Origin of the sequence: Candidatus Kapaibacterium sp., from assembly GCA_025059875.1 — a bacterium.
Lineage (GTDB): Bacteria > Bacteroidota > Ignavibacteria > Kapaibacteriales > HRBIN21 > HRBIN21.
Genome location: JANXCT010000001.1, coordinates 310451 through 326738 on the forward strand (window position 1 = coordinate 310451; position 16288 = coordinate 326738).

Annotated in this window: 10 protein-coding genes; 8 read left to right on the forward strand and 2 right to left on the reverse strand. The window is 59.9% G+C overall.

Annotated elements, in window-relative coordinates:
* The first annotated feature begins 1 nt into the window (after position 1).
* Entirely contained in the window at positions 2-1405 is a 1404-nt protein-coding gene (locus NZ960_01415) for a phosphoglucomutase/phosphomannomutase family protein (GenBank protein ID MCS7176277.1), read from the forward strand.
* Here the strand turns inward: NZ960_01415 and NZ960_01420 are convergent.
* Complete coding sequence (locus NZ960_01420; GenBank protein ID MCS7176278.1) at positions 1402-2424, reverse strand: NAD-dependent epimerase/dehydratase family protein; 1023 nt, start codon at positions 2422-2424, stop codon at positions 1402-1404. The two genes, NZ960_01415 and NZ960_01420, sit on opposite strands and share 4 nt — an antisense overlap.
* A gap of 126 nt (positions 2425-2550) precedes the next feature.
* On the opposite strand from NZ960_01420, the gene smc reads away from it, so the two are divergent.
* Genes smc through NZ960_01455 form a run of 7 tightly spaced genes read left to right on the forward strand, consistent with a single transcriptional unit; the run spans position 2551 to position 14146 of the window.
* On the forward strand, positions 2551-6060 hold the full coding sequence (gene smc, locus NZ960_01425) for a chromosome segregation protein SMC (protein ID MCS7176279.1): 3510 nt from the start codon (positions 2551-2553) through the stop codon (positions 6058-6060).
* A 16-nt stretch (positions 6061-6076) separates the two neighbouring features.
* Positions 6077-6613: a hypothetical protein gene (locus NZ960_01430; GenBank protein MCS7176280.1), complete on the forward strand. Its 537-nt coding sequence runs from the start codon at positions 6077-6079 to the stop codon at positions 6611-6613.
* Entirely contained in the window at positions 6607-8142 is a 1536-nt protein-coding gene (locus NZ960_01435; GenBank protein MCS7176281.1) for a UDP-N-acetylmuramoyl-L-alanyl-D-glutamate--2,6-diaminopimelate ligase, read from the forward strand. Before NZ960_01430 ends, NZ960_01435 begins: the two co-directional genes overlap by 7 nt.
* Positions 8139-10277: a M1 family metallopeptidase gene (locus NZ960_01440; GenBank protein MCS7176282.1), complete on the forward strand. Its 2139-nt coding sequence runs from the start codon at positions 8139-8141 to the stop codon at positions 10275-10277. The genes NZ960_01435 and NZ960_01440 overlap by 4 nt, the downstream gene beginning before the upstream one ends.
* A gap of 26 nt (positions 10278-10303) precedes the next feature.
* Positions 10304-11482: an aminotransferase class V-fold PLP-dependent enzyme gene (locus NZ960_01445; GenBank protein ID MCS7176283.1), complete on the forward strand. Its 1179-nt coding sequence runs from the start codon at positions 10304-10306 to the stop codon at positions 11480-11482.
* Between the two features lie 12 nt (positions 11483-11494).
* A complete protein-coding gene (gene lysS, locus NZ960_01450) occupies positions 11495-13045 on the forward strand; it encodes a lysine--tRNA ligase (protein ID MCS7176284.1) in 1551 nt (516 codons plus the stop codon).
* A gap of 3 nt (positions 13046-13048) precedes the next feature.
* Positions 13049-14146, forward strand: a complete 1098-nt coding sequence (locus NZ960_01455; GenBank protein MCS7176285.1) for a site-2 protease family protein — start codon at positions 13049-13051, stop codon at positions 14144-14146.
* Here the strand turns inward: NZ960_01455 and rnr are convergent.
* The gene (rnr, locus tag NZ960_01460) at positions 14104-16281 is read right to left on the reverse strand and encodes a ribonuclease R (GenBank protein MCS7176286.1); all 2178 of its coding nucleotides are present in this window, start codon (positions 16279-16281) and stop codon (positions 14104-14106) included. The two genes, NZ960_01455 and rnr, sit on opposite strands and share 43 nt — an antisense overlap.
* Between the last annotated feature and the right edge of the window lie 7 nt (positions 16282-16288).

A 16288-nucleotide genomic window follows, 5' to 3' on the forward strand; every position in this document is an offset into this window, starting at 1 on the left:
CATGATCCGGTTTGGGACAGATGGCTGGCGCGGCGTCATTGCGTACGATTTTACTGTGGACAACCTCAGGCTCGTTTCACTGGCAACAGCGCGCTACATTCACAGCCTAGGGCTGCGGTATCCGGCAGTCGTGGTAGGCTACGACACGCGCTTCCTATCACGAGAATTCGCTCACGAGGTTGCCTGCGTGCTTGCCTCTGAGAACATTGTGGTGCACCTTATGGAGACATTTGCCCCCACTCCCTTGGTGTCGTTTCACACCAAGCAGAAGGGAGCTGCGCTAGGGATTGTCATCACCGCTAGCCACAATCCTGCCAAATACAACGGCTACAAGATTCGGGGAAACTTTGGTGGGCCAGCAACTCCGGAGCAGGTGGCGGAAGTAGAGCAGTTCGTTGCTCAAGTGTTCCAGAATCCCCCTAGGCGCTGGAAACTTAAGTCGCTGGAGCAGTACATCGAAGACAATTTGGTTCGCCCGTTTGATCCACGCGAATCCTACGTCCGGCACATCCGCAAGAAGATCGCGCTAGAGCTCATCCAAAGGTCCAACCTGCGCATCCTTCACGATCCGATGTACGGGGCAGGCATAGGGCTTCTGCGGTCGATATTGCCCCAGGTAGAGGAACTCCATTCGGAGCTCAACCCTATCTTCGGAGAGGTAGAGCAGCCGGAACCTATCCCCGAACGGCTGCGGGCAACGATGGAGTATGTCCGGCGGGCAGGACGCTACGACGTCTGTATCGTCACCGACGGAGATGCCGATCGGGTAGCAGCCATAGACCACGAAGGCAACTACGTTGACTCCCAACGACTGTTCATGCTGCTGCTGAAGTACCTGTACGAGGACAAGAAGCGGAGTGGTATCGTCGCGAAGACGGTGTCGGTGACCTCGATGGTGGACCTCTACTGCCAGCGCCACGAGATTCCGCTGGTGGTCACCCCGGTTGGCTTCAAGCATATTGCCCGTCTCATGCAGGAGGAGCGGGTTCTGTTAGGTGGTGAGGAGTCCGGTGGATTTGCCACGGTGATTCACATTCCGGAGCGGGATGGCATCTTCTGTGGGCTGCTGCTGCTGGAGATGATGGCACGTCGCCAGAAGTCGCTGAAGCAGTTGAGTCAGGAGCTGGATGAAGAATTTGGTCCTCATCGGTACCGGCGGTTAGATGTCCATGTCAGCGAGCGGGAGAAGGCGGGAATTCTGAAGGCCTGTGCCAAGCAGCCGGCACGTTTGGGGCGCTATCCCGTAGAGCGAATTGACACCACTGATGGCTTCAAGTTCTTTGTCCCCAAAGGATGGCTACTTATCCGCCCCTCAGGAACAGAGCCACTAGTGCGGTACTACGCTGAAGGGGATTCGCTCAGCATGGTGAACGAGCTGCTAGAGGAGGCTCGAAAGCTACGTTAAGATAGACTGCCTTGGTAGCAACGACGGATATTCGGCGCTAAGTAGTGCTCAAAGGTGCGGTCGCAGTCGTATTCCGGTTCCCACCCCCAATCGCGGCGGGCAGCGCTGTCATCAGTGTCCTCAGGCCATGTATCCACAATGGCTTGGCGACGTGGGTCAGGGTCAAACTCGATCTGAGCCTTGGGGAACAGGCGGTGGACGTACTCGGCGATCTCCTCCGCACTGGCGGAGAAAGCAGTGACGTTGTATACGTGACGTTGTAGAGCTGTGGCAGGAGCATCCGCTAAGAGGAGTAGTGCCCGTATGGCGTCGGGCATTGCCATAAAGGGGATACGGGTATCGGGGCTTACAAAGCAGCGGTACGGCTTCCCTTGAGCAGCAGCGTGGACCATTTCGGGCGCGTAATCGCTTGTGCCACCGGTGGGGACGGTGAAGGCCGATAGGAGCCCGGGAAAGCGCAGCGCTCGGAAATCAATCCAGCCAGTGTCGGGTTCCGGTGCTAGGCGGCGATAGAAGCGGGCGTAGTAGAGGCCTAGGAGCTCACAGTAGAGCTTGGTGGCACCGTAGATGGTCATTGGGGTCAGATACTGGTCTTCATGGACTCGTCCGGCGCGGCGTTTTTCCTCGCGACTGGGAAGTCCGTAGACAGCGATTGAGCTGGGGAAGAGGAAGCGGATTGGTTCGCCGAGCCGCTTTGCCATGCGGTGTGTGGTCTGTAGGAGCTGGAGGGTACCCTCAACATTGACGCGATGGGCTTCCTCAGGTTCTCGCTCCGCCTGTGAAGAGAGGAGTGCAGCTAAGTGGTAGACGCGTCGGAAGCCGAAGTGCAGGAGTTGCCGATGCACCTCTGGGTCGGTGATGCTCCCAAGCACAACGCTCCAACAGCGCTGGGCAATTGGAGGTGGCAATGGCCGGATGTCTGTGGCAATGATAGGGACTCCATGCTCGCTCAAGGTGAGGATGAGACTTTGCCCGATTTCACCGCTGGCGCCAGTGACAAGGGTTACAAGTCCTTCCACAGCCCGCACCGCACGAGGACGAAACTGGGAGCGAAATTACGCCTATTTTTGCGCAGCCCTGGAAGGCTTTCGGACTAGCTTGGTGCGAGCTGTAGCTGGTCTTATTCTGCGCAGTCTGCCAAATCAATGGTCATCTCCCGTTTGGAGTTGTTCGGCTTCAAGTCCTTTGCGCACCGTGCAGTGTTCATCTTCCCTAATAAAGGCCTGACAGCGATTGTCGGTCCTAACGGCTGTGGCAAGAGCAACGTCGTGGATGCTTTCCGATGGGTGCTCGGAGAGCAGCGCCTTTCGGTGCTGCGCTGCGAGAGCCTAGAACAGCTCATCTTCAACGGCAGCCGGACTCTCAAGCCAATAGGCATGGCGGAGGTATCGCTGACGGTGGAGAACACCGATGGTGTCTTGCCGGTGGAGTTCACACAAGTGGTCGTGACACGTCGGCTCTACCGCAGTGGGGACACGGAGTATCGGCTCAACGGTGCCCCTTGTCGCTTGCGGGACATCCAAGAGCTCTTCCTGGACTCTGGCCTTGCTGCCCGTAGCTACTCGATTATGGAGCTGCGGATGGTGGAAGAGCTCCTAAATGGGCGTCCAGAAGAGCGTCGACGCCTTCTGGATGAAGCTGCTGGAATTGGGAAATACAAAGCTCGGCGCCAGGAGGCGCAGCGCAGACTGGAGCAGGTCCAACAGGATTTGCAGCGTGTGGAGGAGGTCCTCTCCGAGGTCCGACAGCAAGCTTCTGCTCTTCGGGAACAGGCAGAGCAAGCGCGGCAATGGTACTACTGGACGGCAGAGCGGGAGCGAGCGGAACGGTTGCTACTAGCCCTTCAGTGGCAGCAGCTCAGCAAACAGGTTCAGGAGGTGGAAGAAGAGCTGCAGGCTCGTCAATCCGAAAGCGAGCAGCTCCAAGCACAAGCAGAGGCATTCCGCCAGCAGCTCTGTCAGCAAGAGGAACGTCTAGAAGAGCTCCGGCAACTTGGTCGGCGCCTTGCTGAACAGCAGCGGCAAGTCGGTGAGCGGCTCCATCAACTTCGTCTCCGCCAAGTGCAGACGCAGGAGCGCCTGCGCATAGCTGCAGACGCCACTGAGCGACTACAGCGTGAAGAGGCCCGACTGAGACAAGAAGAAGCCGAACTCCAGCGGCGCCTGGTAGCACTGCAGCAGCAGCTCGAGACAGCACGCCGTGCGGCCGAGGAGTTCCAGCATCGCCTTGAGGAAGCACAGCAACGGGTGGAGGCTGCGCGGCGAGCGTTCCAGCAATGGCAGCGAGAGCTCCAGCCTCGGCGTCAGCAGAGGGAAGAGCACCGACAACACCTCCTGCAGCTCCGCGTGGAGACCGAACGGCTCCAAGCACGCCAAGAAGCCCTTCAGCAGCAGCTCCAGCAGTGGCTCACTGAGCTCTCCGCACTCCAGCAACAGTGCTCGGTCGTAGAGGAGGAACTGCATCAGACAGAGATCCAGCTCCAGCAGCAGCAGGAGGAATACAAGCGTCTAGTAGCGCAGTTAGGAGAATCGCAGCAGCAGCATCAGCACCTGTCGATCTGCCTGGAATCGCTGCGACGTCAGCGGGAGCAGCATCGGCAGGAGCTTTTGATAGTAGCCGCCCGTCGGCAGTGGCTGGTGGGCCTGAGCCAGGAGCACTCGCTACTTCGGACCCTCCAGGCTATGATGCCGGAGGCAGAAGTGTCCGTATTGGCTGAGCACATCGTTGTGCCAGAGGGGCTGCAGAAGGCGGTAGCCGCGGCAATAGCAGCGCTCATGGAACTGCCGGTGTTGCATTCGGCGCGCGTGGAGGAAGTACTGCAGGGCCTACGAGACCAGGCTCCGCAAGGAGAGCTGTTGCTCGCGTTGCCTGGAGTGGAAGACCTTCACTCTACCGAGGTCCCTCCGGGGGCTATCGGCTGGCTGTGGCAGCAGCTCCAACTCCCTTCGGCGCTTACGGCAGCGCTCTCCCGGCTTGTCGGGCGCGTGCTTCTCGTGGAGTCTCTCGCTTCGGGATATGCCTTCCTGCAGCAGGGCAAGGCGGAAGCTGTCGTGACACCTGACGGGCTCTTCCTCCATCGCAGTGGGCTGCTCCGATGGAGTGACGGGTCCTCACGGGCCCCATGGCTTGGACGTCGACAGGCGCTGGAGGAATTGGAGTCCCGGGAGAGGGCGCTTCAGGCCGAGCTAGAGCGCTTCGTGGCAGAGGAGGAGAGCCTCTCCAGGCAGCTACAGGACTTGGCTGTGGACCAGCTTCAGGCCCAATCTGCAGAAGTGGAGCGCCACATCCAGCGCCTGCAGCTACGGACAGAACAGCTCCGGCAGCGTCTGGAGGAACTGCGGCAGCAGCAACAGCGGCTACAACAGCGGATCGAGCAGGCCCGGGAGGGGATAGCTACCTACGAACGCCAGCACAGCGCTGCAACAGAACGGCTCCGGTCAGTACAGCAAGGGCTCACTGTAGTGGAGGCAGAGCTTACCGAAGCGGCTGCTGCTGAGGAACGGCTTCGGGCAGCCGCAGAGTCTGCCACCCGAGAGTGGCAGCAACTGGAGCGTCAGTGGCATGCAGCACAGTACGAGCATGAGCGTATTCGCCAGCAGCTCCAGGAACTGCAACGCCGTGGTGTGGCACTTCAGCAGCGTCTGCAGCAGGTGGAACAGGAGCTTGCCGACGGCAAGCAACTCCAGAGCCGGCTCCAGCAAGAGGCCGAGCAGCTTGCCCACGAGCAACAAAGCCAGGAGGTGGAGCTCCAGCAGCTACAGTTCCGCGCAGATGCTGTATCAAGAGAGCAGGAGGAGCTCCGACACTCCGTCAGTATGCTGCGGCAGCGCTTAGAGGAGGTTCGGCGGCAGGCAGAAGCTTGTACTGCTTGGATCCACGCTGCTGAGCTGCAGCAGAGGCAGTTGCGGACGCAGCTCCAGTCGGTTGCCGATCTCTTTTGGGAACGCTTCTCCGCAGATCCCAGCGCGGAGGAGCTTCCCGAGCCGCCGCCGTCAGTCAGTCGCTTACAACACCAGATTCGTACAGCAGCACGGCAGTTGGAGGTGCTAGGAGCTGTCAACTTCCGAGCACTCCAGGAGTACGAACAAGTTGCTGGACGACTGCAGCTTCTGGAGCAGCAGTACGCTGAGCTGCAGCAGGCAGCCCGTTCTCTCCAGCAGCTCCTTGAAGAGACCTACCGAATGGCTCTTGAGCGTCTGACGAGCACGCTGGGGCTGGTCCGTCGCAACTTCCAGCGCCTCTTTCGGCTACTCTTTGCAGAGGAAGACGAGGCTGATTTGCAGCTGGGCGAGGGTGATCCACTGGAAGCTCCCCTGCAGATCATCGCCAGGCCGCGAGGGAAACGCTTGCATTCGCTGGAACAGCTCTCCAGCGGGGAGAAAGCGTTGGTGGCGATTGCCCTGCTGTTCGCCATCTACTTAGTCAAGCCCAGTCCCTTCTGCGTGCTGGATGAAATTGATGCACCGCTCGACGATGCGAACATTGATCGCTTCCTGCGTCTGCTACGCAGCTTCTCCGACCGGACCCAGTTCCTCCTCATCACCCACAACAAGCGGACAATGGAAGCAGTGGATACCCTCTACGGGGTGACGATGCAGCCAGAGGGCGTCTCAAAAGTTGTCGCAGTTCGTCTACCTGACCCTAAGGTCGTATGAGGCCTGGCTAGGAGCAATGCTCGGACGGTGGTTTTTAATCTTCGTTGTGGCTACAGGAGCGAGTATAGCTCAGCAGGAGTTTCGGTTGGTGATACCGAAACGCTTCCCGGAGGTATGGCGTGCCGCTAAGCAGGCAATTACAGAGCGGGGTTGTCAGCTGGAGTACGAGCGCTCGCGGGAAGACACGGCAGGACTGCTCTCCGGAATCTTGCGTTCTGAGTACTGCGTCCTGGTGCAAGGAGAGGACTCTACGCGCGCAGTCATGGAGCGTTATAGCGTACAGTTGCCGCGAATACGTGGTGCCCGGTGGATGAACGGTCGGATCCAGTATGTAGTGCGGCTGAGCGAGCTGGATACACAAGGGGTAGAGATGCGGCTAACAGCAGAGCTGAGCGGCATGGAGGGATACATCACGAATCGGATCCACTTTTGGGCCTCGAACGGAATCTTGGAGCGCCAGCTCCTGCAGCGGATCTTGGAACTTCTGGGGCTAAGCTCCGAAGTTGCGTTGCCCAAGCCGTTGGAGCAGCAACAGGAAGAGGATTCATGGTGACAACTGCAGTGCCGCTCAGATTCCTACTGGAGGGGATACCGCACGAGTTGGTGCAGGGAGAACGAGAGCAGCCGATTACAGCAGTCTGTGACGTTGCCCAGCAGTGTCTTCCTGGCTCTCTCTTCGTTGCCGTTCGGGGGCGTACCGTGGACGGGCATCAATTTGTCGGTGAAGCTTTGCGACACGGAGCCTGTGGTGTCGTCTGCGAAGTCCTCCCTGAGCCTTTGCCGGCTGGGTGCGCTGTCGTTCGTGTCCCAGATTCCCGCGTGGCACTCTCTGTATTGGCCCATCGCTTCTTCGGCGAGCCTAGTCGGTATCTGCGGCTCATCGGAGTGACGGGCACAAATGGGAAGACAACGACGACCTTCTTCGTGCGCGGTGTCCTGGAGCGGGCTGGTATCCCGAGCGGAATCGTTGGCACGACTGGCGTGGTGTGGAGAGAGGAACATTGGCCATTGGCACATACGACGCCTGGCCCGGTTGAACTCAACTCTGTGCTAGCTGAACTCCGCCGACGTGGAGCGGTGGCCGTTGCGATGGAGGTGAGCTCTCATGCGTTGGACCAGCATCGGGTGACAGCACTGCGGTTTGCGGCAGCTCTGTTTACGAACCTGACCCATGACCACTTGGACTACCATGGCACCATGGAAGCATACGCGCGTGCAAAGCGTCGGCTCTTTGAGCTCCTGCCAGCGGATTCCGTCGCGATTGCCTGCGAGGCCGGTGATGGCTGGGGACGCTGGATGCTGGAAGCGGCAGCTTCCCGACAGCGGCTAAGCGTTGGGACGGCTTCAGAAGCCGATGTTGTATTGCGGGAGATACGGGCAACGCGTGAAGGTGTCTCCTGGGAGATGCGCTTTCCTGGGACATCAACGTGGGTTCCGTTCCGCACGCGTGCGCTGGGAGAGCACAATGCGTGGAACGGGGCCCTGGCAGCCACCCTGGGGTGGGCACTGGGGTTAGAGATTCCGCTCTTACAGGATGCAATCGCTATGGCCCAAGCTCCGCCAGGACGCATGGAGGCGATTCCACTGCCGAATGGAGCGCTGGCGCTAGTTGATTACGCCCATACCCCCGATGCACTAGAGCGAGCGCTGCGGGCCGCTCGTGGTCTGCTGTCGGAGGAAGGGGGACGGCTGTTCTGCGTCTTCGGCTGTGGGGGAGGGCGTGACCGCGCTAAGCGTCCGCTCATGGGCGCTATTGCTGCTCGAGAGGCCGACATTGTTGTGCTGACGAACGACAACCCGCGGTGGGAGCCTCCAGAGGAGATCCTCGCCGACATCCTCAGCGGCATCCCCGCCGAGGCACGACATCAGGTTTGGGTCATCCCGGATCGAGGAACAGCCTTGCGCGAAGCTGTTTTCACGAGTCGGCAAGGGGATGTCATCCTCGTGGCTGGCAAAGGGCACGAAGAGTACCAGATCATTGGCAGCGAAGTCTGGCCGTTCAGTGACCGGGCAGTGCTGCGGACGATCGCTGAGCAGATGGGTGAGGAGGATGTTCGTGCAGCCACGATGCGGGACAAATGAATTGGCTAGTAGTAGTAGGCTTGTTTGGACTCCTGTGCTTGGTCGGTCAGGTGTGGGCAGCAGGAGGCAGAGTAGCGTGGTCGCTACCGAAGTCCGTTGCAGTAGAGCCAGAGGATGCTCCTCTTCCGTCATGGTGTTCGGCTTCGCAGCAGTACTTTGGAGAGCGCCGTCCTTCGGCGATCCGACGGCGTCCCTACGATGTGCTTCGCTACGACCTCTTCCTAGACTGGGTAAGATTGCTCTCGCGAACAGGAACGACAGCTCAAGACCGGATCTTCACGGGGGTCAACCGCATCACCGTGCGCATCGACAGCCCCCAAGTCCGGCAGTTAGTCTTCGACGCCGCAGCGATGCGGATTGATCGGGCAACGGTCAACGGCACCTCGGCAACTGTGACACAGCCTGCTGGCGATACCGTCGTCGTCTGGCTCCCATTCGCTGTACGTGCTGGCGACACGGTTACAGTGACGCTGGAGTACACCTCCCAGACCACTCGCAACATCGGGCTCTACCTCTACCCGAAGGGGGAGTTTGTGGGGGTTGGTCCGGCGGGAGATTCGGTCTTCGTAGAAGAGCGGATTGCGTACACAATGAGCCAGCCGGAGGATGCACGCTACTGGATGCCGTGTAACGATGCCCCGCACGATAAGGCACTGGCAGAGATTTCTGTGCTCGTGCCCGACTCTTTCGTTGTGGCCTCCAATGGGTGGCTCGACACCGTCATCCAGAGGAGTGACCCGCAGTTCGGGAGGGTACGGCTCTACCGCTGGAAGGATACTGTTCCGATTGCCACCTACCTCATGGTAGTCCACGCCTCCCGCTATGCCGAGTTCGGTGATGTCTACGTGCGTCCTGATGGTAGCCGAGTCCCGCTGTCGTACTACGTTTGGGCTCCGGATGTAAGCAGTCCGGACACGACGGGGCGGCGCTACAACGCTCGCTTTGCCTTCCGGCGGGTGCCGGAGATGATGAGGGCCTACGAACACTTCTTCGGCCGCTACCCTTTCGTCAAGTACGGCATGGCTGCAGTGCAGCCCTTCGCATACGGTGGGATGGAGCACCAGACAATGACGACCGTCAACCGCGCTTGGCTCCGCGGATGGGCAGAATGGGGGATTGCGCATGAGTTGGCGCATCAATGGCTGGGCGACTTAGTCAGTTGCGCCACGTGGGATGACATCTGGCTCAACGAGGGCGGAGCTACGTGGTCAGAGGCGCTGTGGCTGGAGTGGATTCAGGGTCCGCGGGCGTACCAGGATCGGATGGAGCGTGCGCGGGGGAGCTACTTAGAGCGGCGCAACGTTGCCATGTACCTCCCGCTCTACGCTCCTCCTCGTGAGCTCATCTTCTACTACCCCACCGTCTACGCGAAGGCGTCGTGGGTCTACCACATGCTGCGTCGCATGGTTGGGGATAGCCTCTTCTTTGCCGCGCTCCGGGCGTACATGGAGCGGCACCGTTATGGAGCGGCGGAGACAGAGGACCTGTTGGCATCTCTGCAACGCGACATCCCGAATCCGCCAGTGCCATGGCGTGTCTTCTTCGGCCAGTGGGTGTACAGCGCTGGCCACCCCATCATAGAGCTGCAGCCAGTCGTCTCTCGACTAGCCGAGGGGCGATACTGGGTGCGCTGCTATGTCCGGCAGACGCAAGGTGGGCAGAATATCCCCGCCGTCTTCGTCATGCCCTGGGTTCTGCGCTTCACAGGAAGGACCGGCGAGCAGGCGGAACAGCGGTTCATTAGCACCGAGCGAGAGGTGGTGGTGGAAGCGGAGCTGTCCTTTTTCCCGGACTCCATTCGGCTGAATGCCGAGGATGTGCTGTGTGAGTACTCCGTCGCTCCGACCACCGTGAGGAGGGAGGCCTCCGAGGGAGCTTCGCTGCAGATATTACCGCACCCGGCGCAAGAGGGCAGCATGCTCGAAGTCGTGCTCCCTTCGGCAGGGGAAGTAAAGGTAGAGTTGGTCTCGCTCACTGGGGAGGCTCAGGTGTTGCACACGGGCTTTCTCGAGGCTGGCACCTACCGTCTCCCCTTGCAGCTCAGAGAGCGGGGCGTTGGAGCTGGGGTATACGCTGTGCGCTTGTGGCACGACGGCCGTCCCATTGCAGCCCGGGTGTTCCAGTGGCAACCGTAGCGTGGTTCCATGGATTGGCAGATTCCATGGATTGGCAGATTCCGTACGAGCTGGAGACAGCCCCGTATCGAGAGCTTTTTCCCCACTATCGGGAGGGCGTCGCATACTTAGACCACGCGGCAACAGGACCGTTGCCCACCCCTGTTGTAGAGGCGGTACAGCAGTACCTCTTTCGGCGTCATTGGGGCACGGCTGAGCTCGATTGGGAGATTGCACAGTTGGAGAAAGGCCGGCAACTCCTTGCGAAGCTCATCGGGGCACCATCGCCAGAGACGATTGCGTTCGTTCCGAACACGACGACAGCTCTGGCGGCGGTTGCCTTGTCACTGCCCTGGAAGACGGGCGACGTAGTTGTGGTAGGGGCACAGGAGTTCCCTGCCAACGTCTACCCATGGCGAGCGCTGCGCCGTTTCGGCGTAGAGCTGCGGTTTGTGCCGATGCCTGATGGGCAGCTACCGGTAGACCGTGTTGAGCAGGCACTGTATGGGGCAGTCCGAGTCGTGGCTGTGAGTGCCGTTCAGTTCCTCTCGGGCTATCGGGCAGACCTGGAAGCACTCGGAGAGCTCTGTGCTAAGCGAGGTGCCCTTCTGGTCGTTGATGGTATCCAGGCCGTAGGTGCGCGCCAGATAGATGTCCTGAGTGCCCGAGTTGCAGCTTTGGCGTGTGGTGGGGCGAAGTGGCTGCTTGCGCCACATGGGACTGGCTTCCTCTACGTACACCCCAAGCTTCTGGAGGACCTTACCCCAGCCATACTCGGGTGGTTGGCGGCAGAGGACCCGTGGGACTTCTTTGCGTTTGAGCAACCGCTGGCTCGGACGGCACGGCGCTTTGAAGGAGGTTCGCTCAATCTTGGGGGACTCGCTGGGCTCATCGCAGCAGTCGAGCTGCTCTGGGACTATGGGCCTGCTCGCGCAGAGGAGCGTGTGATGGCGTTGAGCGGCCTCCTTCGGGATCGGCTGGAGGAGGTGCTTCCTGAGGGAACCCTGGTAACCCCACGGGAGCCAGAGCGGCGAGCGGGTATCGTCACCTGTCGGCTCCCTAGTCGGGAAGCTGCATCCCAGCTGGTGGCACATCTTGCTCAGTTGGGAATCCGCTGCTCGGCTCGCCTGGAGTACGTTCGTTTCTCCCCACACTGGTACAATGCTGCTTCTGAGGTTGAGCAGGCCGTTGCAGCGGTTGCAGAGCTTCTGCCCACCGTGTCGTGAAGTTGGTCATGGATGGCGAGTTGGATGGAGCGGCTCAGCGACCAGGAACTTCGACGGCGCGAGGAGCTGCAGCTACTGCGGCAGCAAGGGATTGAGCCTTATCCATACTCCTACGAGCGCACGGCAACGATAGCTCAGCTACGGCAGGGGGTCCTATCTCAGCCTTTGGAAGCGTTCGCGGACGTCGCCCTCGCTGGGCGCATCATGGTCCTTCGCCGGATGGGCAAGGTTACCTTCGCGGATGTGCAGGACGAGAGCGGGCGCCTACAGGTATACTTCCGCGCAGACGATTTGGGCGAGCACTACAAGTTGCTGCCGCTGCTGGACATTGGCGACATCATCGGTGCTCGTGGCTTCCTCTTCTATACTCGCACCGGCGAACTAACCCTCCACGTTCGCTCGTTCCAGCTCCTTTGCAAGGCGCTGCGCCCAATCCCAGTGCCGAAGGAGGTGGTTGACCAGCAGGGCCACCGAATTCGGTATGATGCGTTCACGGACAAAGAACAGCGCTACCGTTACCGGTACCTTGACCTCCTCGTCAATCCTGAAGTGCGCGAGGTCTTCCGCAAGCGGGCCCACATTATCCGGGCAATCCGGGACTTCTTCGACGCCCGCGGGTGGTTGGAAGTAGAGACCCCAGTCCTACAGCCCGTCTACGGTGGAGCGAATGCGCGTCCGTTCCGAACCTACTTCAATGCCTTGGACAGCTACTTCTACCTCCGCATCGCCACAGAGCTGTACCTGAAGCGCTTAATCGTCGGTGGGTTCGAGGGGGTCTACGAGATTGGCAAGAACTTCCGCAATGAGGGGATTGACCGCCTCCACAATCCGGAATTCACGGCTTTGGAGCTTTACGTTGCGTATCGGGACTACGAGTGGATGATGGAGCTCGTGGAGGAGCTCTTAGAGACGGTCGTCCAACAGGTCAACGGTTCACTGTGGCTACAACGGGGTGGACAGAGGGTGGAGCTCCGGCGCCCGTTTCGGAGAGTGCGCTGGTATGATGCCGTGCATGAGGCGACAGGATATGATCTGCGAGAGTGTTCAGTGGAGACGCTGCGAGAGATCGCTGAGCGCTTGGGGATACAGGTCTCGCCGACAGTCTCTGAGCCGAAGCTGCTGGACGAGATCTTCTCCACAGCGGTCCAACCGCGGCTTGTGGAGCCGACGTTCGTGATAGATTATCCGCTAAGCCTCTCCCCATTAGCAAAACGGCACCGCAGCCTGCCTGGAGTTGCCGAGCGGTTTGAGCTTTTCCTCTTCGGGATGGAGATTGCGAACGCCTTCTCTGAGCTTAACGATCCCATGGAGCAGCGCCAACGTCTAGAGCAGCAAGCCCGCTGGCGGGAGAAGGGGGACCTTGAGGCGATGCCGCTGGATGAGGACTTCCTGCGGGCTCTTGAAGTAGGCATGCCGCCAACAGCGGGCTTGGGGATTGGCATAGACCGGCTGGTGATGATACTGACGGAGCAGCCCACGATTCGGGATGTCATCCTGTTCCCTCACATGCGTCCGGCAGAGCCCCAGAACGTAGAGCAGGTCTTAGCAACGCCGGAAACATAGCCGATGGGATACACACCATTGCCGCCTGTCTCTGTGCCAGAGTGGCAGCAGAGAGTACGTCGCCGTGTCTGGATTCATGTCGTACTGTTCGCGCTTACTTTCTTCTCGGTTCTGCTTGCTGGCGTCCAGTGGATGGGAAAAGATCCGCTGGAGCTGACGAATCTGCATTACGGGCTTACCTATGCCGTGTTGATCCTCAGCTTCTTGGGGGCACACGAATTTGGACACTACTTCGCTGCCCGCTTCCACAAGGTGGAGGTAACGCTACCCTACTTCCTGCCGGTACCGCTCCCCTTCTTCTTCTTTCCCTTCGGGACCATGGGAGCACTGATCCGGACGTTGTCTCCGATCCGCTCACGGCGAGTGCTCTTCGACATTGGCATAGCAGGTCCATTAGCTGGGTTCGTGGTCAGCGTTGCCATCCTCATCATCGGCTTCCGTACGCTGCCGCCGAAGGAATACATCTTCGCCGTCCATCCGGAGTATGCCGTGCTTGGACAGATTCCCTCGTGGGGACTGCACTTTGGGGATATCCCGCTCTACCACTGGTTGGCAGAGCTCCTCGCTCCGCCAGGCAGTTTCGTCCCGCCGATGAATGAGATGTACCACTATCCCTTCCTCTGCGTGGGCTGGTTCGGGCTCTTCGTGACGATGTTGAATTTGCTACCTCTGGGCCAGCTTGACGGAGGCCACATCACGTATGCTCTCTTCGGCGATGCCCACCGTCAGATTGCGCGATTGGTCTGGTGGGCTCTCGTGCTACTTGGTCTAGGGCCGATCGTGGGCTGGATAGCAGAACTGCTGGCTGTGGATTCGCCGAACCCCCTTGTGCAGCTCTTGCAGCAGATTGTGCTCCCCTTGACAGGCTGGATTCAGCAGCATGCACCTTGGTACTTCAATGCGTGGGAGGGGTGGCTAATATGGGCCTTGTTGACGCGGCTCTTCATACGGCTAGAACATCCCCCTGTGCCGGAGTCAGAACCGCTGACGCCAGGACGGCGGCTCTTGGGGTGGGCGGGGTTAGCGATCTTCGTGCTGTGCTTCAGCTACAACGGCATCTACGACGTTCCCCCTCCGGCAGGGACCTTGTTGGGGCCGTGAGAGGCAACGTAGCGGAAGTCAACGTGGCGCCGCTTGAGGTCAACGGAACTGATCTGCACCTTCAGGCGTGAGCCGAGCGTGAAGGATCTGCGTGTCCGCTTGCCGACGAAGCGGTAGCGACGCTCGTCGAAAGTGTAGAAATCGCCCGGCATCTCCCGGAGGGGGAGGAGTCCCTCGATGTAGAGTCGCTCGAGCTGGACGAAGAGACCGAAGGAGGAGAGGCCGGTAACGATCCCCCAGGATTTTCGTCCCAACAGCCGGCTTGCCAAGAGAACTTGTGCAAGTTTGGTGCTTGCTCGCTCCGCTTCAATGGCAACTTGTTCACGGCGGGAGCAGTGTTCGCCGGCATGCTCCAGAGAACGCAGTAGTTGGCGCAAGCGGTGAGGAGATGGTTTCCGGGGCTGACTGTAGGCTTTCAAAAGCCGATGGGCGACCAAATCAGGGTAGCGGCGAATCGGCGAGGTGAAGTGAGCATACGCGGAGAAGCCTAGCCCGTAGTGCCCGATGTTGTACGGAGAGTAGATTGCTTTTGCCATCGCCCGGAGGAGGAGCTGATGGAGGACGAGTTTCTCGGGGCGCTGCTCTATGCGGCTCAGAAGCTCTGTCCACTCCTGGGATGTCTTCGGCTCATGGCGGATGGGGATGCCTAAGGAGCGCAGAATTTCCAGGACTTCGCGGACCTTTGCTGGGTCAGGAACGTCGTGGATGCGGTAGAGGAATGGGAGGGGTTCAGGCAGGCGCCAATGTTCAGAGCGCTCGTGGACAAACTGAGCTACCGTACGATTAGCCGCCAGCATGCACTCCTCCACCAAACTCGTGGCTTCCGTCCGCTGCTTAGGGATAACCTCTAGCGGGAAACCACTCTCGTCGAGCTGGAAGCGAAGCTCCACTGTCTCAAAATCGATGCCGCCTTCGCGGAAGCGGCGTTCTCGGAGCGTCTGCGCTAAACGATGGAGGAGCAGGAGTTGTTCCGCATACGGGCCCTGTCCCGTCGTGATGATGTGCTGGACTTCATCGTAGGTGAAGCGCCGATGGCTTCGGATAACGGACTCGCAGAGTTCGTACTGGCACAGCTCCCCGGTGGGGGTGAACTCCATTAGTACTGAGTACGTCAGCCGGTCTTCCCCGGGAACTAGCGAGCAGATATCGTTGGAGAGCACCTCAGGTAGCATCGGCACGACTTGGTCCACTAGGTAGACGCTTGTGCCTCTTCGGAATGCTTCTTGGTCTGTCAGGCTCCCTTCGGGCACGTAGAAGCTAACGTCAGCGATGTGGACTCCGAGGAGGAGGTTACCGTTCGGCAGAGGCTGGATGGAGAGGGCATCGTCGAAGTCTTTGGCGTCTTCGGGGTCGATGGTGAAGGTGACCACAGAGCGGAAGTCACGTCGCTGGGCGATCTCTTCAGGCGTTGGCGGATGCGCCAATTGGCGGGCCTCTTCTTCTACGGCAGGCGGGAAGCGGAAGGGGAGCTCAAACTCTTTGAGGATGCTAGCAAATTCAGCTTTCGGGTCGCCTGTGCGACCCAAGACCTCTACGATCTCAGCCTCGGGGTTCTTCAATGGGTCGGTCCACCGGAGGAACCGAGCTAAGACCTTATCGCCGTGGCGGGACCCGTTGAGTTTGTCCGCTGGGATGAGAAAGTCTACGTAGTAGCTCTCGTCGTCAGGCACCAGAAAGAAGAAGTTGCCGTCGTACTCCACAGTGCCGCTCAAAAGCTTCAGAGAGCGACGGAGGATGGCAACGACTTCACCGCGAGGCTTCTTGCGTGAACTCTCTCGTAGTGGGCAGACCAAGACGTAGTCTCCGGGGAGGGCTGTGTTGAGGTGATGCCGGCGAACGATGATTTCGGGATACTCCGGATGCGCGGTCCGGACGACCCCAACTCCGTGCTCGATGGAGAGCTCCCCCTCTAGTAGCGTCTGGCCTTCAGGGAGCCGAAGGCGGAAGCGTCGGCGAGTCCCTCGTTCGATGAGTCCCTGGGCCTGGAGCCACTCCAAGGTGCCCAGGAGCTCTTCATACCGCTCCGTTTGGGTGGGGATGCTCAGGAGCCGGGCCATTTCGTAGAGCCGGAGGGGACGTTTGCGGAGCAGGCGGAGGATTGCTTCAGCTAAGTCTGGATAGATGGGTCGCTGCATACGGGCA

What these genes read in the sequence shown, in the direction of transcription:
- NZ960_01415 (MCS7176277.1), top strand. Translation starts at nt 2, where the DNA reads ATGATCCGGTTTGGGACAGATGGCTGGCGCGGCGTCATTGCGTACGAT.
- smc (MCS7176279.1), top strand. Translation starts at nt 2,551, where the DNA reads ATGGTCATCTCCCGTTTGGAGTTGTTCGGCTTCAAGTCCTTTGCGCAC.
- NZ960_01430 (MCS7176280.1), top strand. Translation starts at nt 6,077, where the DNA reads ATGCTCGGACGGTGGTTTTTAATCTTCGTTGTGGCTACAGGAGCGAGT.
- NZ960_01435 (MCS7176281.1), top strand. Translation starts at nt 6,607, where the DNA reads ATGGTGACAACTGCAGTGCCGCTCAGATTCCTACTGGAGGGGATACCG.
- NZ960_01440 (MCS7176282.1), top strand. Translation starts at nt 8,139, where the DNA reads ATGAATTGGCTAGTAGTAGTAGGCTTGTTTGGACTCCTGTGCTTGGTC.
- NZ960_01445 (MCS7176283.1), top strand. Translation starts at nt 10,304, where the DNA reads ATGGATTGGCAGATTCCGTACGAGCTGGAGACAGCCCCGTATCGAGAG.
- lysS (MCS7176284.1), top strand. Translation starts at nt 11,495, where the DNA reads ATGGCGAGTTGGATGGAGCGGCTCAGCGACCAGGAACTTCGACGGCGC.
- NZ960_01455 (MCS7176285.1), top strand. Translation starts at nt 13,049, where the DNA reads ATGGGATACACACCATTGCCGCCTGTCTCTGTGCCAGAGTGGCAGCAG.
- rnr (MCS7176286.1), bottom strand. Translation starts at nt 16,281, where the DNA reads ATGCAGCGACCCATCTATCCAGACTTAGCTGAAGCAATCCTCCGCCTG.